The sequence below is a fragment of the Lentibacillus juripiscarius genome, assembly GCF_042685205.1.
GTDB classification, from domain to species: Bacteria; Bacillota; Bacilli; order Bacillales; family Amphibacillaceae; genus Lentibacillus; species Lentibacillus juripiscarius.
Genome location: NZ_JBHUNA010000020.1, coordinates 145,247 through 171,134 on the forward strand (window position 1 = coordinate 145,247; position 25,888 = coordinate 171,134).

Consider the following 25,888-nt stretch of genomic DNA (forward strand, 5'->3'; position numbering starts at 1 on the left):
CGGCCTTTTGCTGTGCAGCAGACAGGATGCTGAGTTTAGACGTGTATTCTTTTAGTTGACGGCTTTTAATATGTCGGTGACTTTATCGACGGTATAGCCGCTGCCACCTTTATCCTCGGTGTTTTCAATCATCATGGCGATTAAGATGTCCTGTTCGTCAGCTGGATAGCCGACAAACCAGCCGTTTTCGGCACCTTCTTCGTCACTGGTTTGCTTGAGTTCTGCTGTACCGGTTTTGCCAGAGATTGGGAAATCGGCATCCCGCGCGCCTTTTGCAGTTCCTTTTGGTGATGCAACAACTTCTCGGAGTGCATCCCGTATGACGGCTGCTTGTTCGCCTGACAGCAGATCTTCTTTCCATGCCTGGCTCTTTTCCGTATCAGCAAGCAGGGTAGGCTTGAGCATAGTTCCGCCATTTAGAAACGGGGTATAGCTTAATGCCAGATGCAATGGGCTAATCTGAACTTGCCCCTGACCGTAAGCCGTGTTGGCAAGGAGCACTTCATCATCAATCGATCCGTTTGAGGAAATGGTTGAGTTTTCAATTCCATATGGAAGTGGAAGCTCATCACCAAACCCAAATTGCTCCAAACCATCCACAAATTTTTCGCTGCCCATTTCAACAGCTTTCTTGGCAAAGTAAATGTTATCAGAACGGATCAGTGCGTCCGTCACGTCAACCGGGCCGTCTGACTCAGAAACGCGCCGGACTTTGTAATCGCCCCAACCTTCGCCATTGCTCCATGTCAGCCCGTTAATTTTTATACCTTCACCTGGAACAATGCCGCCGTTTTGGAGTCCAACAGCTGCTGTAATTGGCTTCATGGCCGATCCGGGTGAGAAGGTTGCACGGAAGCGGTTCACCAACGGGCGCTGCGGGTCATCCTGCAATTGTTCATAACCTGATTGCGAAATGCCAAAGATTCGCTTGTTCGGATCAAATGCTGGTGCACTGACCATTGCGAGTGTTTCGCCTGTTTTTGGATGGATAGCAGCAGCTGTGCCAGCATCATCTTCATACGTGTTATAAATTGTTTCCTGGATATCCGCGTCAATGGTTGTAACGACATTTTCTCCGTCCTGGACTGGTTGTTCAGCGATGACGGTTTCGTCGCCTTCTTCATTCACCGCAGAGATGGTGACACCTTCCTCGCCTTTGAGACGGTCTTCGTACAAGAGTTCAAGTCCGCGCTTTCCAATCATGTCATCCGCATCATAGGAATTGGAGTCCATTTCTTCCATTTCATCAGCGGTGATTTTGCCAATGTAGCCTGTCAAATGTGCTGCCGCTTTCCCAAGCGGATACTCTCTTGCTGTCGCATCCTGTGTGGAAACAGCATCGATTTCAAGCAGCTGGGCTACCAGATCTTCTTGACTTTTGCGCACTTTTTGAATCGGCACGTGCATGTTCGGGCCAACCCAGTCCTGGTTCAGTTTGCTGTTAATCGTTTCAACCGATACATCGAGCAAATCGGCAATCTTTTGTTTTGCCTGTTCCGGATTGTCCCCCAGTTTTCCGGGTATGATACCAATCTCATGGACGATAGCATTGATAGCCAGTGGCATGCGGTTGCGGTCAAGGATTTCGCCGCGCTTTGGTTCTGTCGTTTCTAGAGCGATGTCTGCACCGTCCTTAATCTCTGGAAAGATAAACCCCGGATCCCATTTAAGATACCAGTTTTTCTCTTCTTCTTTGCCTTCTTTAATGAGTGTTGCTTTATAGTCAAAGGTGATTGATCCGGCGATAGATTCCATTTCAACCGTGAATGGAAATTGTGCTGTCCCTTTTTCCATGGCTTTTTCCATTGCTTCATCGGATAGTTTGTCATAGGACACTTTTAAGTCTGAAATCCCCAGGTCGCTGTATATTTTTTTGTACCGATCGACAAATTCTTTCGTTGGATATGTTTCAGCTGCATTGGATGTAAGCATTTTGTACATCTTGGGAAATTCTTGTTCATTCCAATGATCAACATACGTATCAAAACGTTCCTGTGGCGTAACTTCATCGTCAGAGCATGCGGTGACGAATATAGATAGCAAAATAATAAGGAATATAACTGATTTTCTCATGACAACCCCCCGCGATCATGGTTTGTTTCGTACTATTATAACATGGGCTCTGTGCAAAAATATACAAGACGAACTTTTCTCCTTTGAGACTAAAAAGGTAAAAGCCGAATGTAACGGACTTTACCTCGCCTGCATGTGATTCTTTATCTCGGTTTGAATGCGATTGATTTCCTCGTCCGGCACCATGTAATACCATAAACCCCCAATATACTGCCCACTTCCGTTCATTTCCATAGAATCAATATTGTTGCGGGTCTGCCGGTAGTCGGCAAGCAGTGCACGCATCTGCTTCATTTGCAGATCTGTTTTCACATTGTCTCCAATAATGTTGAGAATGTCAGTGACTTTCGTAATACTGGAAAAACTGGAACCTTTGTCGATTGCTGCTTGAATGACAGCTCGCTGCCGTTCATTCCGGCCGATATCCCCTTTAGAAAGTCCTTTGCGTTTGCGGATGTATTTCAGTGCTTCCTCGCCATTCAAATGGATTTCACCAGTTGGGAAATCTTTGCCTTTATGGGAAAATGCGGTATCATTTTGGACGGTCACGCCGCCGAGTGCATCAACCCCTTGCTTAAATCCTTCCATGTTTACTTTGACATAAAAGTGGACGGGTACATCCAGCAGCCCATGGACAGTTTGTACAGATAAGCCGACCCCTTCATAGGCATAGGCATGATTGATTTTATCCATGCCGTATCCAGGAATAGGGACCCGGGTATCACGCGGAATGCTCAGCATTTTCATGGAATCTGTCTGTGGATTCATGGAGACAAGGATCATGGTATCGGATCGGCCTTTATCATGTTCTCGTTCATCCACACCGAGCAGCAAAATATTAATGGATTTTGTGTCCTTGAAAATGGAATCGAGCTCCTTTTGCCGTTCCGGATTGTCGTCCCTATCAAGCGGATTGTGCATCGTGTCGACGGTGTCACTGACTTGATCATATAAGTAAAGCAGGTAAATGCCGATGCCAATGACGATAAGTAATAGACCGCCACCAGCCCAATAAAGCCATTTACGGCGTTTGCTTCTATGTTTATTTTCCACTCTGGAATCCAAGTACATTCTCCTCTTTTCCGTCTGTATTATTAAAATAATATCGGAATCTGTCTGATTAGTCTATCAGATAATAAGACGTATATACGCGAGCTGAGGTTTCACTGCTTTGATGCTTGAGGCTATATCGTTTCCGTTCGTTATATATGTATATGCTGGGGAGGTGAACAAATAGAAGGGTCCACTATGGTTGTTTTGGAGGAATTTTGGAGCTTTAAATGCTGTGCTTTATATAGAACTAACAGGATGCGTATGATATAATAGAAAGGAAGGAAGGTGTGACAATTGATTGGTGAAAAGATTAAAAGGCTGCGCATGGAGCAAGGCCTGTCCATTTCTGAGCTTGCTAATGAGGCTGGTGTGGCCAAGTCGTATTTAAGTTCCATCGAACGCAGTATCCAAAAAAACCCTTCCATCCAGTTTATAGAGAAAATCAGTTCCGTTCTGGGTGTGTCCGCAGATGACTTAATACGTGAGACTAGAGGCAGTAAGATGGACGAGCAGCTGGATGAGGAATGGATGATGATTGTTCAGGATGCGATCAAGTATGGTATGACTAAAGAACAGTTTAGGGAGTTTGTTGATTTTCATAAATGGCGCACACAGCAGAAAGATTAACAACAACCGCCGAGCAGCCGCTTGCGGTTTTTTATTTAAAACGGTTAAATTTATTGTAACAAATGAACGGAGAAATCGTTGTATAGTATAGAGGGAGGTGGGGGCTGATTTGCAAAAACAGACATTTACAGAGCTATTCGAACAGTTCCAGCTCCCGCTTTACCGGTACTTGCTAAAGATGACGCGGGATAAACAAGTTGCGGAAGAGCTGCTGCAGGAAACGTTTTACCGGGCGATGATTTCCCTCAAGGTAAAAAACATGACCCAAGCAAAGGCGTGGCTCTTCAAAGTGGCCCGCAATCTTTATATTGACCGGACGCGAAAAAGGAAATCAGAGCAGCAGATGGTGGAACGAATGAAGGCAGAACAAATACATACCAGTGGACTGGGCAATCCGGATCAGCATTTAGAAACGCTGACAAAGCAAGAACATATTGAAGCAGTCTTTAACCGTCTGCCGGAGCGAATGCGGACGATCCTATATTTGCGGGAAATACAGGAATTTACCTATAAGGAAGTGGCGGCTGCGATGAATCTAACAGAAAACCAGGTCAAGACGACACTGCATCGTGCACGGAAAAAGTTCCGGTATTATGATCAGCTGCTGAAAGGAGGAGATCCTGATGAAGGAAGATAACGATAATGTACTGGATGGGCTGAAAGAGACGGATGAAAGTACGCTAGATAAAAAGAGTGCACGGAAAATGGTCTGGCGCACAAGACTGTCAATCGGGTTTACGGTTATACGGACACTGGTCATTATTTTTCTGCTTTATGCGGCTTATATGATTCCGGTAAATATGTATTACGATATGTCCGGTAAGCAGGCCGGGTTTGACCGTCTTGTGACTACTCTTGTCGAAACACGGCACCCTGGAGTGGAAGTCGATTATATGCACGGGTCTAGTGCTGAAATCAACCCTTTTCTGACCCAATCAACCTCGCTAAAGTTATACCGCAATGTTGGCGAGTGGGATGTGGTGGTTGGTGAAGTGGAAGCGAAAAAGCGCCTTTTCGGAAAAGTGAACGTTAAAATGAATTTTGATAATGAGTATTTGAATGGAAATGATATCAAAGCTTTTGCGATACCACCAAAGCTGCTGGATCGGGATCCTGCCAATATTGAATCCGGCAGTAAAGATATGTTAAAAGACCAAATAGCCAAGATAGATGATGGCCATGTTGCGCAAGTACAGTTTTCCGTCAAAAAGGTGATGAAACCGAAAGCAATGCTGGAAGCACTGGAAGGTTATGATGTTCGGGTTTTCCGGATGCCAGTTTACGGCGGGGAGCTGACTGAGTTTGACATTACCAACTATGGGAGCGGCCAGACAAGGCTTGCTCAGTCTTTTTTACTAAGACCTCAGGTAGTCTATGATGATAATAACAGGCATTCTTCCTCCGTAAGTTCACTATCGAATGTTACGTTAGAAAGGTCGAAGGAGCAATTCTATAAAGATATCGAATGGCTGATTAACAACGGCAATTATAATGACCGCAATATTGATCAAAAGCGGCTCAACTATATACGTGAACATGGCATGCAAGTATATGGGGCTGTTGTGACAGGACCAATCCGTGAAATCGAGAAACTGATGGAAGAGGAACAATTCTATCAGTTCAGGCTAGGTGGCATTGAAGTGTGGAACTGGTATGAGGGATAAGGTGAGAAAAATATGAAGAAATGGGTTTATTGGCTGCTGCCGGTAATGTGGATGGGTGTTATTTTCTATTCGTCGGCAACGCCATATGAACAGCAGGATGTAAAACCGTTTATGGGAAGAACGTTTGATTTGTCTTTTATGGCGCCGTATGTGGACTGGATCGCCTTTACCTATCACCATGCCGAGGTAAGTGTAGCTGCGCTAGGTGTGGAAGGGTTTATTGAATTTTTTCTTCGCAAGGGTGCACATGTGGGTGTGTTTTTCATTTTAATGTGTTTGTTTTTTATAGCCATTCGCCAGACAACTCGCCTACGGTTGCGAGCTGCATTAGCTGTGTCTTTTTTTCTGACTGCTGCATATGCTGGAATGGATGAATTTCATCAAAGTTTTACGGCAAACCGCACACCATACGCCGGTGATGTGCTGTTGGATACAGCAGGTGCATTGCTTGCGGGGATACTGTTGGTATTTTTTCAGCGAAAACGGGACAAAAAATAATAGTTGTCACGAAATATTTAAAAGAGTGCAAGAAATTACTGGATATGACGTTTTTCGACAACATCATAAAACAATTTGTGCTATGATTTTTTTAGACAAGGAAAAGGGAATGGAAAAGGCGGTATCAATATGGCAGAGCAAGAGCGTTATAAACGTCTACTGGAGAAACTAATCCGGGAGACAGAGAATGCGACGATCCAATCGGCAGATGAAATGGTTCAGAAGCTGGTCCGAGAGCTGGCCGATCGAAACACGTCAGCAGCGGATCATTTCCGGTAGAAACTGCGTCCGATTGATGGATGCAGTTTTTTGGGGATACATGTGTCTTTGTTCAAATGGACAAGCTTGCCTCCGTTGTGCTACGTTATGAGTAGAAAATGCAAAGGAATGATTGGATGACTGGCATTTATATTAAAAATGCGGCTATTTTCACCGAAACGGACGGTATCATCAATGGTTCGCTGCTGGTGGAAGGGCGTGAGATTAAAGCTATATATGAAGAAGAGCAGACGCCGCCGGAAGGGGTAACCGTCATTGATGGAAGCGGCCTCAACGTTATCCCGGGTTTTATTGACGGGCACATTCACGGAGCAGCGGGTGCTGATGTGATGGATGCAACCGAAAAAGCACTGGATACGATGGCCGGTGCTTTGCCTGCAGAAGGTACGACAAGCTTTCTGGCGACGACGATCACCCAAGCGCCGGAAAACATTGCGAACGCACTTGTTAACGTGGCGAAATATACATCGAAACAAGGACAGGCGGAAGTAATCGGGGTTCATTTGGAAGGTCCTTTTATTGAAAAAAGCAAAAAAGGCGCCCAGCCGCTTGAACATATTAAACAACCGGATATTCGCCAATTTGACGAATGGCAGCGTTTATCAGGGAATAACATAAAAACGATTACCATGGCACCGGAACTTGATGAGAATGGCGAGTTTATCCGCCATTTATATGAATCCGGTGTGAATGTTTCTGCTGGACATACCGATGCAGGATTTGCAGCGATCAAAAAGGCGATTCCGTATGGTTTGCGGCAAGTTACCCATCTCTGTAATGCGATGAACGGGATTCATCACCGTGACATTGGTGCTGTTGGTGCAGCCTTCCAGCTGGAGGAGCTGCGCGCGGAACTGATTGCGGACGGGATTCATGTGGAACCTGAAATGCTTGAACTGATTTATGACAATGTTGGAAGTGAGCGGCTGATCCTGATAACGGATGCCATGCGGGCTAAATGTCTGCAGGCAGGCAATTATGAACTTGGCGGCCAGCCTGTAACCGTAACGGAAGACTGGGCAGTTTTGGAGGATGGCACATTGGCCGGCAGTATTTTAAAAATGCAGGAAGGTGCCCGGCAGATGCTGCAGCTCAACGATGCCGATATCCGGAATGTTATCCAGATGACAGCGGAAAATCCGGCAAAACAGCTACATATATTTGATAAAAAGGGAAGTATTAAGCCAGGCAAAGATGCCGACTTGCTGCTCGTGGATGACGAGTTGAATGTACACTCCACCATTTGCCGGGGAGAGGTAGCTTATCAGAAGGGATGAGGAACATGGAAATCATTCGAACATCTAATTATGACGCGATGAGTAAGCAGGCGTGTGATTTAATCATTGAGACTGTACAGCAATTGGAGCGGCCAGTGCTGGGACTGGCGACCGGATCTACACCGGAAGGCCTATACCAGCAGCTGATGGAGCGCCATGAAAATGGAGACGTATCCTTTAAAGATGTGAAGACATTCAATCTGGATGAGTATGTCGGGCTGGCATCGGATGATCCGAACAGCTACCGGTACTATATGAACAATAAGCTGTTTCATCACATTGACTTGTCTGATGATCAGGCATTTTTGCCTAAAGGCGATGTGAGTGATCTGGAACAGGAATGCCAGGACTATGAAGCAATGATCCGAAAGGCAGGGCAGGTGGATCTGCAGGTGCTGGGCCTTGGGCTGAACGGCCATATCGGATTCAATGAGCCGGGCACTTCCTTCGACAGCAGGACACATGTTGTTGACTTGGATGAGTCGACACGGAAAGCGAATGCACGTTTTTTCGAGTCAATGGATGATGTCCCGAAAAAAGCGATTACGATGGGGATTGAAACGATCATGGAAAGCCGGAAAATCGTGTTGCTCGTTTCCGGAGAGAAAAAAGCCGACGCGGTTCGTCAGCTGGTAAATGGCGAAGTAACGGAAGAATTCCCTGCATCGGTTTTGCAAAAACATGAGAATGTAGTACTGATTGCCGATGAGGGAGCACTGTCTAAGCTTTAAGACAGTGCTTTTTTCTAATTTCCGGTAGGTCGGGGCAGGGGTTCCGGCCGATAATCAACCTATCGGTGGTAATATCAACCAGAGCTAAGGGAGTACCAACCGGACGGCAGGTGGAATCAACCGGAAAGTGTGGATATCAGCCCTTTTCCAGCGAATATCAACCCGTTCACAGGAAATATCAACCTGTGAGCGAGAAATATCACCCCGTTCGCAGCACCATACTTTTTTATACGTCTATCTCCACATAGGCAGTTCCTTTATCAGCAAATGTTACCTGATCACTGGTGAGGTCGACTATCCAATCATGAAATTTCTGCTCTTCCCCGTCAGGCACATACACGACAAATTCCACTTTTTCCATATAGTTTATTGCGTCCACAATATAATCTGAATTGCGCAGTGCGTTTTCCAGTTTGCCATGAAGTGAATAATCGGCCGTGACTGAAATTCCTTTCATCAGCCGGCGCTCCACGATGCCCGCTGTTTCGAGGGCTTGTGATGTCGTGCTGCTATAGGCGCGGATTAGACCGCCAGCCCCGAGTTTAATGCCACCGAAGTATCTTGTCACAACCACAGCTGTGTCTTTTAAGTCTTTTTTCTTTAAGACTTCCAGAATCGGCACACCTGCTGTTCCGCTTGGTTCCCCGTCGTCGTTTGCTTTCTGAACCTGGTTGTGCTCTCCGACCATGTAGGCGGAGCAGTTGTGTGTGGCGTCATGATGCTTTTTTTTAATCTCTTGGACGAAAGCCTGTGCATCTTCTTCCGTTTCCACTCGTTTAACATAGCCAATAAATCGTGACTTTTGTATCATTACCTGGTCAAAATTTTCTTTTTTTACGGTATAATAGGTCGATAGCATGTTGATTTTTACCTCCTGGTTATTAGTATACTAGAGAGTAATACATCATTGTATCTATTTCTCAGGAAAAAATTACCCGAATGTCCGTAAAAAACCCCCTGGAAAAATAGAAGGATTCCGAATCATTATAGCATAGGCTGGTGGGATAGATGACACAAAAGCTGGAAGAAAAGGCATTGGATTTTGTTGTTGAGGAAATGATTGATGTTGTTCAAAAAAGCAAGGATGAAATATTTCATATCAGTGAGGAAGCGCGCAGTGAACATGAGCAGCTGCAAATAGAACTGAATGAAACGAAAGAAAAGGTTACAAAACATATTAATGACGGGGACGCACTGGAACAGAAAGTCCGTTTTTCCAGACAGCGCCTGTCAGAAGTCAGCAAGTATTTTGACCGCTATTCGGAAAGTGAGATTCGCGAAGTGTACGAAAATACACATGCGATGCAGACACGGCTTGCCATGCTTCGCCAGGAAGAGAAAATTTTGCGGGATAAGCGTGATGAACTGGAGCGGCGGCTAGTTACATTGGACCAGACGGTTGCACGGTCAGAGGGACTGGCGAGTAAAATATCCGTTATCCTTACATACCTGAACGATGATCTCAGACAGGTAAATGAGATGATTGAGGAAGCCAGGGAAAAACAGGAATTCGGATTAAAAATTATTGAAGCTCAGGAAGATGAGCGCAGGAGAATATCCAGAGAAATCCATGACGGTCCTGCACAAATGCTTGCTAACATTTTGCTCCGGTCTGAACTGGTTGACAAAACCTTCCGCCATGGAACGACTGATGAAACGATTGGTGAAATTAAAAGCGTCCGGAAAATGATTCGGTCATCCTTGTATGAGGTCCGGCGCATCATCTATGATCTCCGGCCAATGGCACTGGACGACCTGGGGTTAGTGCCGACAATCAAAAAATATATCGCAACGATTTCTGATTACAATGATATTCAAATTGAATTCAAACCAATTGGCAAAGAGCAGCGGGTAAGCCAGGAATACGAAATTGCATTTTTCCGTCTTATGCAGGAGGGACTTCAGAACGCCATTAAGCATGCAGACGCCTCACTGGTTAAAGTGAAACTTGAAATAGGAACGAACACCATATCGTTGGTGATTAAAGATAATGGTAAAGGGTTTGATCCTGCAATAAAACGGGAAAAGTCTTTCGGCTTAATCGGTATGCGTGAACGGGTGGAAATGCTCAATGGCACATTGTCCATCAACTCAATGATTGGTGAAGGGACAACGATTGTGATTCATGTACCGTATAACCTCTCTTAATATTCACAATTAGCCAGCAGATAAGGTATACTTACTATAAATCGAAAAAGACAAGAGACCAGTATTTTCATAGAAATGTAATAGGGTGAAATTTTTAATAGTGCGTGTTCAAATAGGAGGGTAAAAAGGACCAAGAATTTCAAGGCGGCGCAGCTTTGAGTAGCGAAGTGTATGCAAATTAATACATGAGCAACGGAAAAGCAAGCCAACGAAGAAATTCGAAGTGTCATTTTTACCGGATTTTTTGAACAACCTCTAATAGAGTGATCATTTGGGAGGAAGTTAGCTGATGACAAAGAAACAGACAAAAATTCTACTGATTGATGATCATAAATTATTTCGTGAAGGGGTAAAACGGATTTTGGAATTTGAACCGTCGTTTGAGGTTGTGGCAGAAGGGGATGATGGGTATGTTGCTGCCAATCTTGTTAAAGAATATAACCCTGATGTCGTCCTGATGGATATTAACATGCCGCAGCTGAATGGGGTGCAGGCAACAGCAGACCTCATAAAGCAGTTTCCTGACTTGAAAGTGATTATTTTGTCCATCCATGATGATGAAAGTTATGTCACGCATGCACTGAAAACGGGTGCGCAGGGCTACTTGCTGAAAGAGATGGATTCAGATTCTTTAATTGAAGCGATTAAAGTCGTCCGTGAAGGCGGATCCTATCTTCATCCGAAAGTAACGCACAATCTTGTCAAGGAATACCGACGCCTTGCCGGAGAAAGCGTCCCCGCCAGTACCGGTGTGGCCGAGCCAAGCATCAGCTATCACAAACCGCTGCATCTCTTAACAAGCCGCGAATGTGAAGTGCTTCAGCTGCTTGCGGACGGGAAAAGCAATCGCGCGGTTGCAGAAACTTTGTACATCAGTGAAAAAACTGTTAAAAATCATGTCAGTTAAACATACATGATTGGATTAGGCGACCCCTGTGAACGAGGGATCGCCTTCCTTATTTTTAGCCCCTCTTTTCCACGGAAAGAACGGATTAATGTTATTCCAAAGTCCTTCCTAACCATGCCATATCAGCTTTCGTACCAGTTGACTACCTGTTTTGTCGAAACTTGTCGCACAGAATACTAATTTTTAATTTTGAAGTTTATTCATTCGCTATTTTTCACGAATTATACATACGGATGCGTCGAAAATTGTGTTTTCGCCATAAAATTATGTCGAATGGCAAGCTGAAAAGCAAAAATAGCAATTGGCGCTCTTTGCCGGTTTCGTGCTATAAATGAATCACACTAGATGAAAGGAGCAATTTATGTGAGTGAATGCAAGTATGATGAACTGGTGAGAAAGGTCGAGCAGCATGAACAGACCATTGCACAGTTAGTGGCGATCATCGCCTCGACCAATCGCCAGCTTGCCGAATTGGACAGGAAGCAAAAAGAGCAGTCACATACCTATTCACTTACATAAGCTTCCTTTTCATTACCTCCATGTAAGCCTCTATAATCCTCACTCGAAAGAACAGTTCATCCCCGGACTGTTCTTTCAATTTTTCAACGCACAGGACGTGACGGTTTTAGCCTGTGAACACACAGGACAGGGAAGTTTCGACAGTCTATTACCGTGTTCATCAGTTGTAACAGAAGAACAGATGCGTTATGATTAGTATTGGGTTATAATAAGATATTGCATATTTGCTGAAATCATATGAGGAGCGTTTTAAATGGCTGGATTACTGACCAGGATTTTTGGGGATGGAAATAAAAAACAACTGAACCGTTTACAGAAAAAAGTCGATCAGATAGAAACGCTGGAACCTGATATAGAAAAATTGTCAGATGATGAATTAAAAAATAAAACAGAAGAATTTAAAGAACGTCATGCAAATGGTGAGTCACTTGATGATTTGCTTCCTGAAGCCTATGCGGTGGTGAGAGAAGGTGCGAAACGTGTGCTGGGCATGCGTCCGTTCCCTGTTCAGCTGACAGGTGCAGTAGCATTACATGAAGGCAATATCGCCGAAATGAAAACAGGGGAAGGGAAAACATTGGCATCCACCATGCCGGCTTATTTGAACGCCATATCCGGAAAAGGTGTCCATATTATTACGGTCAACGATTACCTGGCCGGTCGTGACGCGAAGGATATGGGTGAACTGTACAATTTTCTTGGCCTGACTGTCGGTCTTAACGGCAATGGCATGACGAAAGAAGAAAAGCGGGAAGCCTATTATAGTGACATTACGTACGGCACGAATAACGAGTTCGGCTTTGACTATTTGCGTGATAACATGGTTCTATACAAAGAACAGATGGTGCAGCGCCCGCTGAACTTTGCCATTATTGACGAGGTGGACTCGATCCTGATTGACGAGGCACGTACACCACTGATCATTTCAGGTTCTGCCCAAAAATCGGCATCGATGTACCAGCAGGCAAATGGGTTTGTTCGGATTTTAAGCCGTGAGACGGATTATACGTATGATGAAAAAACGAAAGGTGTCCAGCTGACGGAAGAAGGCATCAACAAGGCTGAGCGCTATTTCAGTATTGAAAATCTGTTTGACTTGAATCATGTATCACTCACCCACCATATTAACCAAGCATTAAAAGCCCACGTGTCGATGCAGCGTGATACTGATTATGTTGTTGAAGAAGGCGAGGTTGTCATCGTTGACCAATTCACCGGTCGTCTGATGAAAGGCCGCCGCTACAGTGACGGGCTGCACCAGGCAATTGAAGCAAAAGAAGGGCTGCAGATCCAGAACGAAAGTATGACCCTGGCATCGATTACGTTCCAGAATTTCTTCCGCATGTATCAGAAGCTCTCCGGGATGACCGGTACAGCTAAAACAGAAGAAGAGGAATTCCGTAACATTTACAACATGGATGTTATTGCTATTCCGACGAACAAGCCGATTATCCGGGACGACAAAGCGGATATGATTTACAAGTCAATCGAAGGGAAATTCCGTGCCGTCGTTGATGATATTAAAGAACGGCATGAAAAAGGACAGCCTGTTCTGGTCGGGACGGTCGCAGTCGAGACGTCGGAATTGATTGCCAAGATGCTGAAAAAAGCAGGTGTTCCACATAACGTCCTTAACGCTAAAAACCATTACCGGGAAGCAGAAATTATTGAAAATGCCGGACAGCGGGGTGCGGTTACGATTGCAACGAACATGGCCGGTCGTGGTACCGATATTAAGCTCGGTGATGGTGTGACAGAGCTGGGCGGTCTGGCCGTCATTGGAACTGAGCGCCATGAGTCACGCCGGATCGATAATCAGCTGCGCGGACGTTCCGGGCGTCAGGGTGATCCAGGGGTGACGCAGTTTTACTTGTCAATGGAAGATGACCTGATGCGCCGATTCGGATCCGACAATATGCGATCGATGATGGAACGGCTTGGCATGGACGATTCCCAGCCGATTGAAAGCAAGATGGTATCAAGGGCTGTGGAATCCGCACAAAAGCGGGTGGAAGGTAACAACTTTGATGCGCGTAAAACCGTTCTATCCTATGATGACGTTCTTCGTCAGCAGCGGGAAATCATATACAAGCAGCGGTTTGATGTTATTGAAGCCACTGAAGATCTACGTGAAATTGTCGAGGGTATGATTCGGTCTACGCTTAAGCGTGTTGTACAGGCGAATACACAGGATGAACTGGACGAAAACTGGGAACTGGATTCCATCATTGAGTATGTGCATGGCAATCTCTTGAACCCGGATGATATTTCAGTCGATGATATTAAAGGCAAAGAGCCGGACGAAATGATTGACTTTATTATGGGTATTGTCAACCATCGCTATAATGAAAAAGAACAGGAACTGTCACCAGAGCAAATGCGTGAATTTGAAAAAGTAATTGTACTGCGAACGGTCGACACTAAATGGATGGATCACATCGATCAGATGGATCAGCTTCGCCAGGGTATTCACTTGCGTGCGTATGGCCAAAATGATCCATTGCAGGAATATCAGGCTGAAGGCTTCCAGATGTTTGAAGAAATGATTGTTGAAATTGAAGAGGAAGTAGCCAAGTATGTGATGAAAGCCCAAATCAGGGATAATCTGCAGCGGCAGGAAGTAGCCAAAAATACACAGGCAGTATCTGGCGAACAGGAAGAGGAAGAAAAGAAAAAATCACGCAAACCTTACGTGAAGACGGAGACCACTGGCCGGAATGACCCATGCCCGTGCGGCAGCGGAAAAAAATATAAACACTGCCATGGCAAATAACCGGGGACCCATGGCATTGACCATAGTTTCCTGACGGTTTTAAATAAAGAAGCACTTCTGGTCCGGTGAGGGTGTTTTCCTTGTTATTTTAAACTAACTTAGAGGTGAGACAGATGGAACTTGCAGAGATTGGAAATGAACTGGGACGAATGATGAAGCGAATTAATGAATTCAGGGGGTCTCTTTGACTTAGATGTCAAACGGGAACGGATAAAGGAACTCGAAATGCGCATGACAGAACCTGAATTTTGGGACAATCAGGAAGAAGCGCAAAAAGTTATCAATGAATCAAATCAGCTGAAAAGCTATGTGGAAGGTTTTGAGGAACTGGAGGAAAAACTGGAGAACCTGGAAGTATCCTACGAGCTGGTGAAAGAAGAAAATGACCCGGAACTGTTCGCTGATTTGGAACAGGAAATCACCGGACTGCGCAGTGCCGTTGATCAATTTGAGTTACAGATGCTTTTGAGTGAGCCATATGATAAGAACAATGCGATCCTGGAGCTGCACCCGGGTGCGGGCGGTACGGAATCACAAGACTGGGCAAGCATTCTACTGCGGATGTATCAGCGCTGGGCTGAAGGGAAAGGATTCACCGTGGAGACTCTTGATTATCTCCCCGGTGATGAAGCCGGTGTGAAAAGTGTGACATTGTGGATCAAAGGACATAACGCTTATGGCTATTTAAAAGCCGAAAAAGGTGTACATCGCCTTGTCCGGATATCACCGTTTGATTCTTCCGGCAGACGCCATACATCCTTTGCATCGTGTGAAGTGACACCGGAGATGGATGATGATGTCGATATCGAAATCAATAATGAAGACATCAACATTGACACGTATCGGGCTAGCGGTGCCGGCGGACAGCACGTCAACACGACAGATTCAGCCGTTCGTATCACGCACTTGCCAACTAAAATTGTCGTTACCTGTCAGTCGGAACGTTCCCAGATTCAAAATAGAGAACGCGCAATGAAAATGCTCCGGTCCAAGCTCTATCAGCTGGAATTGGAACGCCAGCAGCAGGAGCTTGATGAAATTCGCGGAGAGCAAAAAGAAATTGGCTGGGGAAGTCAGATCCGCTCTTACGTTTTTCACCCATACACAATGGTGAAAGACCATCGTACCAATGAGGAAGTAGGGAATGCGCAAGGTGTTATCGACGGTAATATCGACCCATTCATTGACTCCTATTTGCGCTCCCTGATCGACTAGGCATGCATGGTCATAGGATAGTCATGAAATTGACACAATCTGCCAGTAAGCTGATTGTACCGCGATTTGTAAGGGAAAACCGGTGATATTATTTCTCTTGTACAGGTTTTAAAATAATGGAAATAGGTTATAATATCCTTGATAACCTTTTCACTACATTATGTTAGGGGGATTTAAACATGAAAAAAGGATTATTATCCATTCTGTTCGGCACGGCGCTTGTGCTCGGCGCTTGTGGCGGCGGTGGGGATGACGGTGGCACTGATAACGGAAACAATGGTGACACCGGTACGGAAGAGTCTTCCGGTGAAAACGGTGAATCAACCGCTGCAGCGGAAGAAATTTTCCAAAATAACTGCGCTTCCTGCCACGGAGGAGATCTTTCTGGCGGAGTTGGACCTGATTTGACTTCAGTTGGTGCAGATCATTCTAAAGATGATATTGTTGATATTATTCAGAATGGTCAAGGCGACATGCCTCCCCAGGATGTAGCAGAAGAGGATGCTCAGACACTTGCATCATGGCTGGCGGAGAAAAAATAACTGGATGACTAGCAGTTTGGCCTGTTTCGAATGAGAAAACAGGCCAAACTTTTTTAATTACGTTTGCAAGGCTTTCCCGGAACACCTTCTTTTCTGGGCATCACCCCGCAAAAAACATGGAACTTTCCTCGTGTTCCTTTCAAATTCAAAGTTCATAGTACGAAGTTTTACAAAAACCGCAGACAACATGACAAATTGAAATGAAAATGTAATATAATTTTGTCTAAAATTCATGCCGAAAGATGTTATAATGGAAAATAATTATTGAATTTGTCGGAACGCATAAAAATACCCCGGCGTATTAAAACACGGTTTATGAAGAATCGACAACTATGTTTAACAACACTTCAGAACAAAAGGTGATCCATAGATGATAAAGATGAGAGACGTACATAAAACATATGTCAACGGAGTGACTGCACTTAATGGCATTACAATTGATATTGATCAGGGAGAATTTGTGTATATTGTCGGCTCGAGCGGTGCTGGCAAATCGACATTCATCAGGCTGATGTACCGAGAAGCGAAGCCATCCGAAGGCAGTATCACGATTAACGACATGGATTTGGGCAGTATAAAAAAGAAGCACGTCCCTTTTTTACGCAGGGATATCGGTGTTATTTTTCAGGACTTTAAGCTTTTGCCGAAACTAACAGTCTATGAAAATATTGCCTTTGCGCTGGAAGTTATTGAGGAATCGCCACGCAGCATCCGGAAGCGGGTAATGGATGTGCTTGAATTAGTAGGTCTGAAAAATAAGGCACGCTTCATTCCGGACGAGCTTTCTGGGGGCGAACAGCAGCGTGTGTCCATTGCCCGGGCAATAGTCAACCATCCGAAAATTGTGATCGCTGATGAGCCGACCGGTAATTTGGACCCGGAGACATCATGGGGAATTATGCGTATTTTTGAGGAAATTAATTCTCGAGGTACTACCATCCTAATGGCCACCCACAACAGAGAAATAGTCAACGCGATTAAAAAGCGCGTTATCGCAATCGAAGACGGGCTGATCGTGCGAGACGAACATCGAGGTGAATATGGCTATGAAGTTTAGGACGATAAAACGGCATCTGCGGGAGGGTGTTAAAAATATTTTCCGCAACGGCTGGATGACAGTGGCCTCCGTTGGTGCCGTAACGACCACACTTTTACTTGTCGGTGCATTCCTTGCACTAATGCTGAACCTTAATCATATGGCAGACGGCCTTGAGGAAGAGGTGCAGATTGAGGCGCTCATTGACCGGACAGCGACAGAAGATGATATACAGAAGCTGGGGGATAAAATCCAGGAAATGGACCAAGCAGGATCGGTTGCCTTTTCATCCAAAGATGAACAGCTTGAACAGGTGATTGAAGGCATGGGGGAAGAAGGCGACGCATTGAAGATGTTTGAACAGGACAATCCGCTCAGCCATGCTTACGTCGTGAAAGCTGCAGATCCTGCTGATACAGAATCCCTGGCCAAAAAAATTAACAGCTTTAAAAACATTCAGGAAGTAAACTATGGAAAAGACGTCGTCCATCGGCTGTTCACCTTCAACGAATACGCCCGGAATATCGGCTTAATTTTGATTGTCGGTTTAGTCTTTACAGCCATATTCCTGATATCCAACACGATTAAACTAACGATCATGGCCAGAAGCGAAGAAATTGGTATTATGAAGCTTGTTGGTGCCACAAATGGATTCATCCGCTGGCCGTTTTTCATTGAGGGTATGCTCCTCGGGGTTCTGGGTTCCATCTTGCCTATAACGGCTGTTCTGGCCGGGTATTACTATTTGGACCATAATGTCAGTGATAAAATTACGTACGATTTTGTGGAACTGCTCCCATTCAGTCCATTCGCATGGCAGCTTTCCTTACTCATTCTAGTTATTGGGGCATTCATCGGCGTATGGGGAAGTGTTATGAGTGTCCGTAAGTTCTTGAAGATCTAAAAAAATATGTACTATTCATAGACGAGGAGAGGGGAAATAGTGATGAGGAAATCAATTGCCTATTCGCTTATTGCTACTATAGTTTTCGGAACCGGATTGGCTGACTGGCACAAAGTATCAGCTGAGTCAGCCAGCAATGTGAAAGAGGAAATAAACGAACTGGAAGAAAAACAAGATAAGTTAAGCGATAAAAAGTCCAATTTGAACAGCGAGAAAGAAAACACCGAAGAGAAAATTGAAGAAAATAAAGAAAAACAGGCAACCGTCAATAGCGAGATTGAAGAAATTGACCAGAATCTGGCCGAAACCCGGAATACCATCAAATCAAAAGAAAATGAAATTGCGGAAACAACCCAGCAGCTGGAAACATTAAAAAAACGGATGGACAAGCTAAATGGGAAAATCGACAAACTGAAAGATGATATTAAAAAGCTGAAAGAACGGATTGAAAAACGGGAACAGCTATTGAAAGATAGGCTCCGTGCAATCCAGTCAAACGGCGGGAGTATGAAATACATAGAAGTCATTATGGGATCGAGCAGTTTCAGTGATTTTATCAGCCGCTCTTCCGCTGTTAGTACGATAATGGAGCAGGACCAGAACATCATGGAAACCCATGCGAAGGAAAAGAAAGAGCTGGAAAACAAGCAAGCGGAAGTGGAAGAAAAGAAAAAAGAAATAGAAGACAAGAAAGGTGAAATAGAGAACAAAAAAGCATCACTCGAAAACCAAAAGCAGGAGCTTGAGTCACTGCGGGCGCAAATGGACGAGCAAATGGGGGCGAAAGAAGACAAGCTTGGGGAACTGAAAGAAGAGCAAAATCAGCTTGAAGAATACAAAATGAGTATCGGTGAACAGGAGCAGGTACTGAAAGATCAAGCAGCAGTTATCGAAAATGCAAAAAAAGAAGCCAAAAGCAAACTTAATCAATTGTCCAAAGAAAATAACAGCTCATCAAATGAATCGAACAGTAATTTTAGTGGTGGAGGAAGCGGAACATTTATTAAGCCTGTAAATGGCAGGTATTCCTCAGGATACGGTCCAAGACCGGCGCCATATGGAGATCATTTGGGGGTTGATTTCGCAGCACCAATTGGTACAACTATCAAAGCGGGCGCATCCGGAGTTGTAACAAGGTCAGCATACTCCTCCAGCTATGGTAATGTTGTGTACGTGTACCATCCGAAGCTTAATAAGTCAACGGTTTATGCTCACATGTCTGCACGATCCGTAAGTCTTGGTCAATCCGTATCGACCGGACAGAAATTGGGTGCTGTCGGCAATACCGGCGATTCTTATGGTGCCCATCTCCACTTTGAAGTGCATAATGGAAAATGGAGTCATAAAGGCGGTATTAATCCTATGCCATTCCTTCCATAATTAACATGAATGCTATTGCATAATGCTTGCATAAACTATACTATTAAAGGCATCGCACATTAATGTTGTGATGCCTTTTTAGGCAGTTAAGAAATATAAATACTGAATGAGTGCAGTTAGGGAGCACCGCCTAAAGCTTGCACTCCAAAGCGTAGGGGCTTTTGTGGATGCAAAGAACGCTTTCTAAGTATCTCTTTAACGGCAAGCCAAGTTTTCTAACACTTAAAACAGGACAAGCCATCCGGGCAATATATTAAATGGGGTGAAAACATGAAACTGCAGAAGCAACATATAGTCCTACTATTGTTCGCTGCACTTGTTTTGGGATTTGCGGGAGCGTATGCTGGTGTGAAACTGGCTCAGCCCGGACCGGATAACGGACAGGATTCTGCAGCGAATCAGACGGATGAACAAAATCAGGAGAATGTGGAACCACCGGCCAAAATCCAAAAAGTCGCACGAGCGTATAACTTAATCAAAGACAACTACCTGGAAGATGTGAAGGATAAGCAATTAATCGAAGGTGCCATTCAAGGCATGCTTGCATCTTTGGAAGATCCGTACAGTTCATACCTTGATGCGGAGATGATGAAAAACTTTAATGATACGATAGAATCATCATTTGAGGGTATTGGTGCGGAAGTAAGTATGGTTGACGGGAAAGTCACTATTGTGTCACCAATTAAAGATTCACCAGCCGAAGAGGCAGGGCTGCGTCCGAACGATCAAATACTGAGTGTAGACGGTGAAAGTGTTGCCGGACTTAACTTGCAGGAAACGGTTCAGGAAATTCGTGGTAAAAAAGGAACGGAAGTCGTGATCAAAATCCAGCGTGATGGAGTTTCCGAACCTTTCGATGTCACCCTCGTCCGTGATGACATCCCGGTTGAAACGGTTTATTCCGAAGTGAAAACTATTGACGGCAAGAAAACAGGGTTAATGGAAATCACCTCGTTTGCAGAAAATACGGCTGAGCATTTCTCGAAACAACTGAAGGAACTGGAAGATAAGGGGATTGAAGGTTTGGTCATTGACGTGCGCGGAAATCCAGGTGGACTGTTGACCGCTGTCGAGAAGATCTTGAAAAACTTTATTCCTGATGATATTCCATATGTGCAGATTGAAGATCAGAATGGCCAGGTATCCAAATCGTACTCCAATCTGGGTGAAAAGAAGCCATATCCAATTAGTGTATTGATTAATGAAGGCAGTGCTTCTGCATCCGAGATATTGGCGGTCGCCATGAAAGAAACCGGCTATGATGTTGTCGGGACGAAAAGTTTCGGCAAAGGGACGGTTCAGCAGGCACTTCCGCTAGGAGACGGAAGCAGGGTTAAATTGACCTTTTTCAAGTGGCTTTCGCCAGAAGGGACATGGATTCATGAGAAGGGCGTCAAACCAACCATAAAAGAAGAGCAGCCTTCTTATTATTTCACAAATCCAGTCCAGCTTGTTGAACCGCTGTCTTACAACGATACCGGCGATAATGTGAAAAATATACAGATTATGCTGAAAGGATTGGGCTATGACCCGGGACGTACTGATGGCTACTTCAATCAGGATACGGAAGAAGCAGTGAAGTCCTTCCAGAAGGAACATGAACTTAAGGCAACCGGAAAAGTGAATGATAAAACGGCAGGTAAGATTGAAACCGAGATCGTTGAGCATATTCGTTCCGGTGAAGATGATCAGCAGATGGAAAAAGCATTAAACGAGTTATATCAGTAAACCATCATGGTGTATTACAGTAAGTTAATTCCGCGGGTTCTGCCCGCGGAATTTTTGATAGAGGTCCCAGGTCTTTAGTTTTTCTAATCGCCATGCAGGAAAAGACCTGTCCTATACCGAATATAATATACAATGGTATAATGTACAGAAGGCAGTTGTGGAAGGTGATCATCATGGCAGAGACATGGCTTATCGAATTATGGAAAGGGTTAGGCAGATTCTTTCTTAATCCCCTTGTTTACTGGACGGTTATTCTGGTTGTTCTAGCCGGACTTAAACGGATCCGAAGAGAGCGGAGGGATTTTGGTCTGAAGCTGTTTGACCCATTTGTGGAATGGCGGCATACATGGGTTTTGTCCGTTGGTTTCGGATTGTTTTTATCGATGCTGGCTGTTGGAGTGGGGCTGGTCTTTTCCAGGGAGACAATTTGGATGCTGGCCATTGTAACCGTTCTGTTAAGTCTATCGCTTCGTTTCACACTGCTTTCACCGGTATATATAGTTGGGATCAGTTATTTGCTTTTATTATTTCTTCCATTTGTGTTCGAAAACCAGACATTTACCGATATAACCTTCTCATCATCTGCAAATTTTGTGGGGTTAAGTATACTGCTGGCAATACTATTAATAGCTGAGGCATTATTGCTTACCCGCAGCGGGCGGACCCGGACATATCCGGAACTGCAGCTTGGACGCCGTGGGTATTGGATAGGTGTGCACCATTTGAAAAAAGTCAGTCTGATTCCTTTTTTTGTCCTGATCCCGGCAGGCCCCATCACAGCTTTTGCACCATTTTGGCCGTATTTTTCAATAAATGGAGAGGTGTACAGCCTTGCACTTGTTCCGTTTGTGATTGGATTTGATCATGCCGTTCAAGGAACACTTCCCAAAAAAGCCGCCGGGGCAATTGCGAGACGGGTGCTCATCCTATCTATGGCAGTACTATTCATGGCTGTCGGCAGTATTTATGCCGGCTGGCTGTCATTGGTGGCTATTTTAACTGGAATCATCGGAAGGGAATATATTAATTACAGACATCGCCTTACAGACCGGGCGAAAGTCCCTTTTTTCCATAAAAATGAACGCGGAATCAAGGTGCTGGCAGTTATTCCCGGCACGCCAGCTGATCGTTTGGGTATTGTGGCAGGAGAAACGGTAACGAAAGTGAATGGAACGAAGATAAATGATATGGAAGCATATTATTATGCACTGCAGGAAAGCGGAGCGTTTTTTAAACTGGAAATCCTAGGAGAAAATGGGGAGGTCCGGTTTGTGCAAAGTGCGCTTTATGAAGAGGACCACCATGAACTGGGAATAATAACGGCGAACAGCCGCTCTCAGGTGAAACAAATACCGGAGCATGGATAATGATTCATATCGAAAAGCGGCAGACACAGCTGATTATGTCTGCCACTTTTTAATGTTCTCGGGCCGTGAGTTCCATAAAACTATTCGCATAATTACAACTACAAAAACTGAAAGAACTGTCTTTTCACAAAAAAATGTCTCTAAATAGTGACCTGTATCACTGGTAGGCTCCTTGAATTTCGTATGATATAGCAGAACAAATTGCACACCAGTTCAGTCACGTACAAAAAGGCGCAGTCGGGAAACTAATCGCAACGGAATGAAACATGAAAACTAGAAGCAGAAAACGCCTGCCAGATACGGCAGGCGTTTTTGTATGAATGGATATTCACTTAGTTTAACGAACTTGGGTAAAATTTCCTTCATTAGGAATAACGTATTTAAGCAAACTAATGATGCTACTTTTCCGTAAAGAAGGCAGACAAATGAGGAACTATTTATTGAATATGTGGTATATGCTTGACCCGCTTTACTACAAGCTCACAAGACTGCAATACGTACCTGACAGCCGTATGAATAACACCATATTCCGTGTACGCCCGACAACATACAAAGGCGCATCGGTTGTGCTGCAGGATGGGACAACCATAAATAAAAATGATATATTGCTGAAAATTCATTTGCATAATATTCGTATTATCCGCGATACGCAGCGAGACGAGAGTGAACTGCAGCGCGCAATACGTTTATACCACACGATACGAAGAGATTTGCAATCCTTATCACGCTATGTTGAGGGACATCATAAATACCCGGAAATCAAGGGGATCCTTGGTATTACACTGCTGCACAAAGGCATCGACCGACTCGGATTTGAAGCATTTCCAATCCGGAACACGTATTACCGCCTGTTTAAACAAGGAACCTTTCTGCCCATCAACTTTATTGCCGGATCGGGACATCGGAATCAGCCGTTTTATCTCTTTATGTCGAAGGAGCGCCTTTTGCAGCAGTACAATGACTAGGAAACGTGCTCGACTGCACGGAAGGCAATGTGGTGGAACGTGATTTCAGGCCGGCTGCCGACACGCATATTAAAACCAGTTTGGCCAAGTCCCTCACTAATATAGAATGGTGCTTCCCGGTAATAATGCAGTCCTTTTATCACATTCTGGCGGGCAAGTTTGCCCATTTTGACAAGATGATATGCTTTTGGGTAACAAATTTGTCCGCCGTGGAAGTGACCGGCCATTAAATAATCAAACTTGTAATTCTGCATCTCCAGTACAATGTTCGGATCATGTGTCAGAACGATATTCATTCCATTTTCCACATGCTGATAGGCAGCTGACAGATCACTTCGGTTTGTGCTGGAATCATCAATACCAATAATATTGATGACGTGTCCATTGGCCAAAATGGTATCACTCCCGTTTTGCAAAACGCGAACATCATAGTTTTCCAGCATGTTTTTTAGTGCAGTAAGATTGTTCTCGTCCAGTACATAATCATGATTGCCAAGAACGGCATACACGCCATATGCAGGTTCCAGACTCTGCAATACTCGAAGATAAGGATCCAGTTTCGGGATGGTCCGTTTTCGGTCAAGAAAGTCACCAGTCAGTGCGATCATGTCAATTGGTTCATTCCTGAGTTTGGCTGCAAGCTGTGCCGGGCTTATGGAAATATGCTCTAAATGCAAGTCAGATAGATGAAGGATGGATAATGTGGATTTGTTCCCAGCAGCATCTGAAGTGGGATTTATATTGCGAACCTGTATATCTTTTGTATTATTGTAAGCTTTTCTCAGAAAGTAAATGAAAGCAATCATGGTACAGGCTGAGATGAAATAGATCATGGCATTGCTCCTCTCTGAGAAAAATTATAGCATGTCTGTTCTGTTCAAGTCATTGGTAATTGAAGCCAAACAAAGGCATGATTTCCCGATGGAGGTGAACTGATGGATTCGAATAAGGCACTGTTTTTGCCATTTATGAGAATTCAAACAGGGCATCACCATACTGCCGACGCACTAATGGAAGCAGTTCAGTTGGCACGTACTGATATGGTATGTGATAAAGTGGATATACTGTCGTACAGTTATGGAAATATCGAAAGAGTGGTTACTTCCGCCTATCTGAATTGGATCCGCTTCTTTCCCGAGCTCTATGATAGGCTGTACAGGCACGCTTCTTGTAATAATAAACCTCTGAAGCGCCGCAGTTTCTTTTATGAGATGATGTTTATCCCCTTCTTCAGACGGCTTGTCCGCGAACATCATCCACAGGTACTCGTTTCCACACATGCATTGCCGTCGAACCTGGCGAGCCGCTTAAAGCTGAATAATCAGCTGCAGTCGATTACAGTCAATGCCTATACAGATTTTTTCATTAATGATGTCTGGGGGATAGATGGTATTGATTACCACTTTGTGCCTACAGCTGCTGTGAAAGCCTTTCTTGTCCGAAGAGGGATTCCGGCTGAACGGGTCTTTGTAACCGGCATTCCTATTCATCCGGTCTATCGAAAAATGGAATATAAGGCAAACACAGATAGCAACATCAGGGTGCTGGTGACTGGCGGGAGTCTGGGTACTGGAAGCATACGCAAATTACTGTCATCGCTGAAATCACCATCGATTCATTACAACGTGCTATGCGGGAAAAATGAATCGTTGTACAGAGAACTGCTCCGGAATCGGCCCAACAACGTGACTCCCATTTCATATATTGGCAGCAAAATGGAGATGAATGCACTCTACGACGAGGCTGATGCCGTTTTAACAAAGCCGGGTGGTGTTACCGTCAGTGAGTGTCTGATGAAACGGAAACCTATTTTCATGTACGACCCATTGCCAGGGCAGGAAAAAGTCAATGCAAGGGAACTAAACCGGCTTGGCGTGGGCATAATGGTTAATCTTCATCATAAACCGGAACAAGAGCTGCTCCGCTTTTTTTCCAGTACGGAAAAACAGGATGCTTATCAGAGACATATCGAAGAGTACCATCGGCAGCTGGATGACCGGCCGCTGACTGAATTATTTACAACTATATTGACCGATCAGCATTAGCAGGCACGCTTGCTAATGTTTTTTTGCTGGGGAAAGAGGCAGTTTCCGTATTTGCTGGTTTTCCTAAGCATGGTGGGTGATTTCATGTGCGTAAATCGGGTAAAATGGAAATAGAGCATTCCATGATTCGAATATTTGTTCGTTTATTCATTTAAAT

Annotated in this window: 24 protein-coding genes; 20 read left to right on the forward strand and 4 right to left on the reverse strand. The window is 44.5% G+C overall.

The window, feature by feature from the left end:
- Positions 1–51 precede the first annotated feature (51 nt).
- Together ACFSUO_RS09605 and ACFSUO_RS09610 are read right to left on the reverse strand one after the other, a co-directional pair.
- Positions 52–2,073, reverse strand: a complete 2,022-nt coding sequence (locus ACFSUO_RS09605) for a penicillin-binding transpeptidase domain-containing protein (protein WP_382393459.1) — start codon at positions 2,071–2,073, stop codon at positions 52–54.
- Positions 2,074–2,193: 120 nt separating this feature from the next.
- Positions 2,194–3,138 (reverse strand): LCP family glycopolymer transferase, encoded by a 945-nt coding sequence (locus ACFSUO_RS09610; RefSeq protein WP_382393461.1) that lies wholly within the window; start codon positions 3,136–3,138, stop codon positions 2,194–2,196.
- 282 nt (positions 3,139–3,420) lie between these two features.
- On the opposite strand from ACFSUO_RS09610, the gene ACFSUO_RS09615 reads away from it, so the two are divergent.
- The 7 genes from ACFSUO_RS09615 to nagB all read left to right on the forward strand — a co-directional run bounded on the left by ACFSUO_RS09615 (position 3,421) and on the right by nagB (position 8,202).
- Positions 3,421–3,753, forward strand: coding sequence for a helix-turn-helix domain-containing protein (locus ACFSUO_RS09615; protein WP_382393463.1), 333 nt, complete (start codon positions 3,421–3,423; stop codon positions 3,751–3,753).
- A gap of 109 nt (positions 3,754–3,862) precedes the next feature.
- Positions 3,863–4,390: an RNA polymerase sigma factor gene (locus tag ACFSUO_RS09620; RefSeq protein ID WP_382393465.1), complete on the forward strand. Its 528-nt coding sequence runs from the start codon at positions 3,863–3,865 to the stop codon at positions 4,388–4,390.
- The gene (locus ACFSUO_RS09625; RefSeq protein ID WP_382393467.1) at positions 4,377–5,417 is read left to right on the forward strand and encodes an anti sigma factor C-terminal domain-containing protein; all 1,041 of its coding nucleotides are present in this window, start codon (positions 4,377–4,379) and stop codon (positions 5,415–5,417) included. The genes ACFSUO_RS09620 and ACFSUO_RS09625 overlap by 14 nt, the downstream gene beginning before the upstream one ends.
- A gap of 12 nt (positions 5,418–5,429) precedes the next feature.
- Positions 5,430–5,915 (forward strand): VanZ family protein, encoded by a 486-nt coding sequence (locus ACFSUO_RS09630; RefSeq protein ID WP_382393469.1) that lies wholly within the window; start codon positions 5,430–5,432, stop codon positions 5,913–5,915.
- A 129-nt stretch (positions 5,916–6,044) separates the two neighbouring features.
- Positions 6,045–6,194 (forward strand): hypothetical protein, encoded by a 150-nt coding sequence (locus ACFSUO_RS09635; RefSeq protein WP_382393471.1) that lies wholly within the window; start codon positions 6,045–6,047, stop codon positions 6,192–6,194.
- Positions 6,195–6,310: 116 nt separating this feature from the next.
- Positions 6,311–7,471 carry an N-acetylglucosamine-6-phosphate deacetylase gene (gene nagA, locus ACFSUO_RS09640; RefSeq protein WP_382393473.1) on the forward strand — a complete coding sequence of 387 codons (1,161 nt, stop codon included), beginning with the start codon at positions 6,311–6,313 and terminating at the stop codon, positions 7,469–7,471.
- Between the two features lie 5 nt (positions 7,472–7,476).
- Entirely contained in the window at positions 7,477–8,202 is a 726-nt protein-coding gene (nagB, locus tag ACFSUO_RS09645) for a glucosamine-6-phosphate deaminase (RefSeq protein WP_382393475.1), read from the forward strand.
- Positions 8,203–8,428: 226 nt separating this feature from the next.
- Here the strand turns inward: nagB and ACFSUO_RS09650 are convergent, their stop codons facing one another.
- Entirely contained in the window at positions 8,429–9,061 is a 633-nt protein-coding gene (locus ACFSUO_RS09650) for a YigZ family protein (RefSeq protein ID WP_382393477.1), read from the reverse strand.
- A 149-nt stretch (positions 9,062–9,210) separates the two neighbouring features.
- Here ACFSUO_RS09650 and ACFSUO_RS09655 point away from each other — a divergent pair, with 149 nt between their 5' ends.
- The 12 genes from ACFSUO_RS09655 (at position 9,211) to ACFSUO_RS09710 (ending at position 23,686) form a co-directional block, all read left to right on the forward strand.
- Positions 9,211–10,350 carry a sensor histidine kinase gene (locus ACFSUO_RS09655; RefSeq protein WP_382393479.1) on the forward strand — a complete coding sequence of 380 codons (1,140 nt, stop codon included), beginning with the start codon at positions 9,211–9,213 and terminating at the stop codon, positions 10,348–10,350.
- A gap of 289 nt (positions 10,351–10,639) precedes the next feature.
- Positions 10,640–11,257 (forward strand): response regulator, encoded by a 618-nt coding sequence (locus tag ACFSUO_RS09660; RefSeq protein ID WP_382393481.1) that lies wholly within the window; start codon positions 10,640–10,642, stop codon positions 11,255–11,257.
- A gap of 363 nt (positions 11,258–11,620) precedes the next feature.
- Positions 11,621–11,776, forward strand: a complete 156-nt coding sequence (locus ACFSUO_RS09665; protein WP_382393483.1) for a hypothetical protein — start codon at positions 11,621–11,623, stop codon at positions 11,774–11,776.
- A 253-nt stretch (positions 11,777–12,029) separates the two neighbouring features.
- Positions 12,030–14,549, forward strand: coding sequence for a preprotein translocase subunit SecA (secA, locus tag ACFSUO_RS09670; protein ID WP_382393485.1), 2,520 nt, complete (start codon positions 12,030–12,032; stop codon positions 14,547–14,549).
- A 113-nt stretch (positions 14,550–14,662) separates the two neighbouring features.
- A protein-coding gene (prfB, locus tag ACFSUO_RS09675; RefSeq protein WP_382393487.1) for a peptide chain release factor 2 occupies positions 14,663–15,764 on the forward strand; the annotation gives its coding sequence in 2 pieces (ribosomal slippage) (positions 14,663–14,734 and positions 14,736–15,764; 1,101 coding nt in all).
- A gap of 179 nt (positions 15,765–15,943) precedes the next feature.
- Positions 15,944–16,306, forward strand: a complete 363-nt coding sequence (gene cccB, locus ACFSUO_RS09680; protein WP_382393489.1) for a cytochrome c551 — start codon at positions 15,944–15,946, stop codon at positions 16,304–16,306.
- A gap of 370 nt (positions 16,307–16,676) precedes the next feature.
- Positions 16,677–17,363 carry a cell division ATP-binding protein FtsE gene (gene ftsE, locus ACFSUO_RS09685; RefSeq protein WP_382393491.1) on the forward strand — a complete coding sequence of 229 codons (687 nt, stop codon included), beginning with the start codon at positions 16,677–16,679 and terminating at the stop codon, positions 17,361–17,363.
- Positions 17,353–18,246 carry a permease-like cell division protein FtsX gene (gene ftsX, locus ACFSUO_RS09690; RefSeq protein ID WP_382393493.1) on the forward strand — a complete coding sequence of 298 codons (894 nt, stop codon included), beginning with the start codon at positions 17,353–17,355 and terminating at the stop codon, positions 18,244–18,246. Before ftsE ends, ftsX begins: the two co-directional genes overlap by 11 nt.
- Positions 18,247–18,288: 42 nt before the next feature.
- Positions 18,289–19,626, forward strand: coding sequence for a murein hydrolase activator EnvC family protein (locus tag ACFSUO_RS09695; RefSeq protein ID WP_382393495.1), 1,338 nt, complete (start codon positions 18,289–18,291; stop codon positions 19,624–19,626).
- Positions 19,627–19,896: 270 nt separating this feature from the next.
- Positions 19,897–21,354, forward strand: coding sequence for a S41 family peptidase (locus tag ACFSUO_RS09700; RefSeq protein ID WP_382393497.1), 1,458 nt, complete (start codon positions 19,897–19,899; stop codon positions 21,352–21,354).
- 173 nt (positions 21,355–21,527) lie between these two features.
- The gene (locus ACFSUO_RS09705; protein WP_382393499.1) at positions 21,528–22,721 is read left to right on the forward strand and encodes a PDZ domain-containing protein; all 1,194 of its coding nucleotides are present in this window, start codon (positions 21,528–21,530) and stop codon (positions 22,719–22,721) included.
- 425 nt (positions 22,722–23,146) lie between these two features.
- Positions 23,147–23,686, forward strand: a complete 540-nt coding sequence (locus ACFSUO_RS09710) for a YkoP family protein (RefSeq protein WP_382393501.1) — start codon at positions 23,147–23,149, stop codon at positions 23,684–23,686.
- Here ACFSUO_RS09710 and ACFSUO_RS09715 read toward each other — a convergent pair.
- A complete protein-coding gene (locus tag ACFSUO_RS09715) occupies positions 23,683–24,519 on the reverse strand; it encodes a metallophosphoesterase (protein WP_382393503.1) in 837 nt (278 codons plus the stop codon). The two genes, ACFSUO_RS09710 and ACFSUO_RS09715, sit on opposite strands and share 4 nt — an antisense overlap.
- A gap of 102 nt (positions 24,520–24,621) precedes the next feature.
- Here ACFSUO_RS09715 and ACFSUO_RS09720 point away from each other — a divergent pair, with 102 nt between their 5' ends.
- Positions 24,622–25,731: an MGDG synthase family glycosyltransferase gene (locus tag ACFSUO_RS09720; RefSeq protein ID WP_382393505.1), complete on the forward strand. Its 1,110-nt coding sequence runs from the start codon at positions 24,622–24,624 to the stop codon at positions 25,729–25,731.
- The last annotated feature ends 157 nt before the right edge of the window (positions 25,732–25,888 follow it).

Excerpts from the sequence above, each read along its gene's own strand:
- ACFSUO_RS09605 (WP_382393459.1), bottom strand. The coding sequence starts at position 2,073 with ATGAGAAAATCAGTTATATTCCTTATTATTTTGCTATCTATATTCGTC.
- ACFSUO_RS09625 (WP_382393467.1), top strand. The coding sequence starts at position 4,377 with ATGAAGGAAGATAACGATAATGTACTGGATGGGCTGAAAGAGACGGAT.
- ACFSUO_RS09630 (WP_382393469.1), top strand. The coding sequence starts at position 5,430 with ATGAAGAAATGGGTTTATTGGCTGCTGCCGGTAATGTGGATGGGTGTT.
- ACFSUO_RS09635 (WP_382393471.1), top strand. The coding sequence starts at position 6,045 with ATGGCAGAGCAAGAGCGTTATAAACGTCTACTGGAGAAACTAATCCGG.
- nagA (WP_382393473.1), top strand. The coding sequence starts at position 6,311 with ATGACTGGCATTTATATTAAAAATGCGGCTATTTTCACCGAAACGGAC.
- nagB (WP_382393475.1), top strand. The coding sequence starts at position 7,477 with ATGGAAATCATTCGAACATCTAATTATGACGCGATGAGTAAGCAGGCG.
- ACFSUO_RS09650 (WP_382393477.1), bottom strand. The coding sequence starts at position 9,061 with ATGCTATCGACCTATTATACCGTAAAAAAAGAAAATTTTGACCAGGTA.
- ACFSUO_RS09655 (WP_382393479.1), top strand. The coding sequence starts at position 9,211 with ATGACACAAAAGCTGGAAGAAAAGGCATTGGATTTTGTTGTTGAGGAA.
- ACFSUO_RS09660 (WP_382393481.1), top strand. The coding sequence starts at position 10,640 with ATGACAAAGAAACAGACAAAAATTCTACTGATTGATGATCATAAATTA.
- secA (WP_382393485.1), top strand. The coding sequence starts at position 12,030 with ATGGCTGGATTACTGACCAGGATTTTTGGGGATGGAAATAAAAAACAA.
- cccB (WP_382393489.1), top strand. The coding sequence starts at position 15,944 with ATGAAAAAAGGATTATTATCCATTCTGTTCGGCACGGCGCTTGTGCTC.
- ftsE (WP_382393491.1), top strand. The coding sequence starts at position 16,677 with ATGATAAAGATGAGAGACGTACATAAAACATATGTCAACGGAGTGACT.
- ftsX (WP_382393493.1), top strand. The coding sequence starts at position 17,353 with ATGAAGTTTAGGACGATAAAACGGCATCTGCGGGAGGGTGTTAAAAAT.
- ACFSUO_RS09695 (WP_382393495.1), top strand. The coding sequence starts at position 18,289 with ATGAGGAAATCAATTGCCTATTCGCTTATTGCTACTATAGTTTTCGGA.
- ACFSUO_RS09700 (WP_382393497.1), top strand. The coding sequence starts at position 19,897 with ATGAAACTGCAGAAGCAACATATAGTCCTACTATTGTTCGCTGCACTT.
- ACFSUO_RS09705 (WP_382393499.1), top strand. The coding sequence starts at position 21,528 with ATGGCAGAGACATGGCTTATCGAATTATGGAAAGGGTTAGGCAGATTC.
- ACFSUO_RS09710 (WP_382393501.1), top strand. The coding sequence starts at position 23,147 with ATGAGGAACTATTTATTGAATATGTGGTATATGCTTGACCCGCTTTAC.
- ACFSUO_RS09715 (WP_382393503.1), bottom strand. The coding sequence starts at position 24,519 with ATGATCTATTTCATCTCAGCCTGTACCATGATTGCTTTCATTTACTTT.
- ACFSUO_RS09720 (WP_382393505.1), top strand. The coding sequence starts at position 24,622 with ATGGATTCGAATAAGGCACTGTTTTTGCCATTTATGAGAATTCAAACA.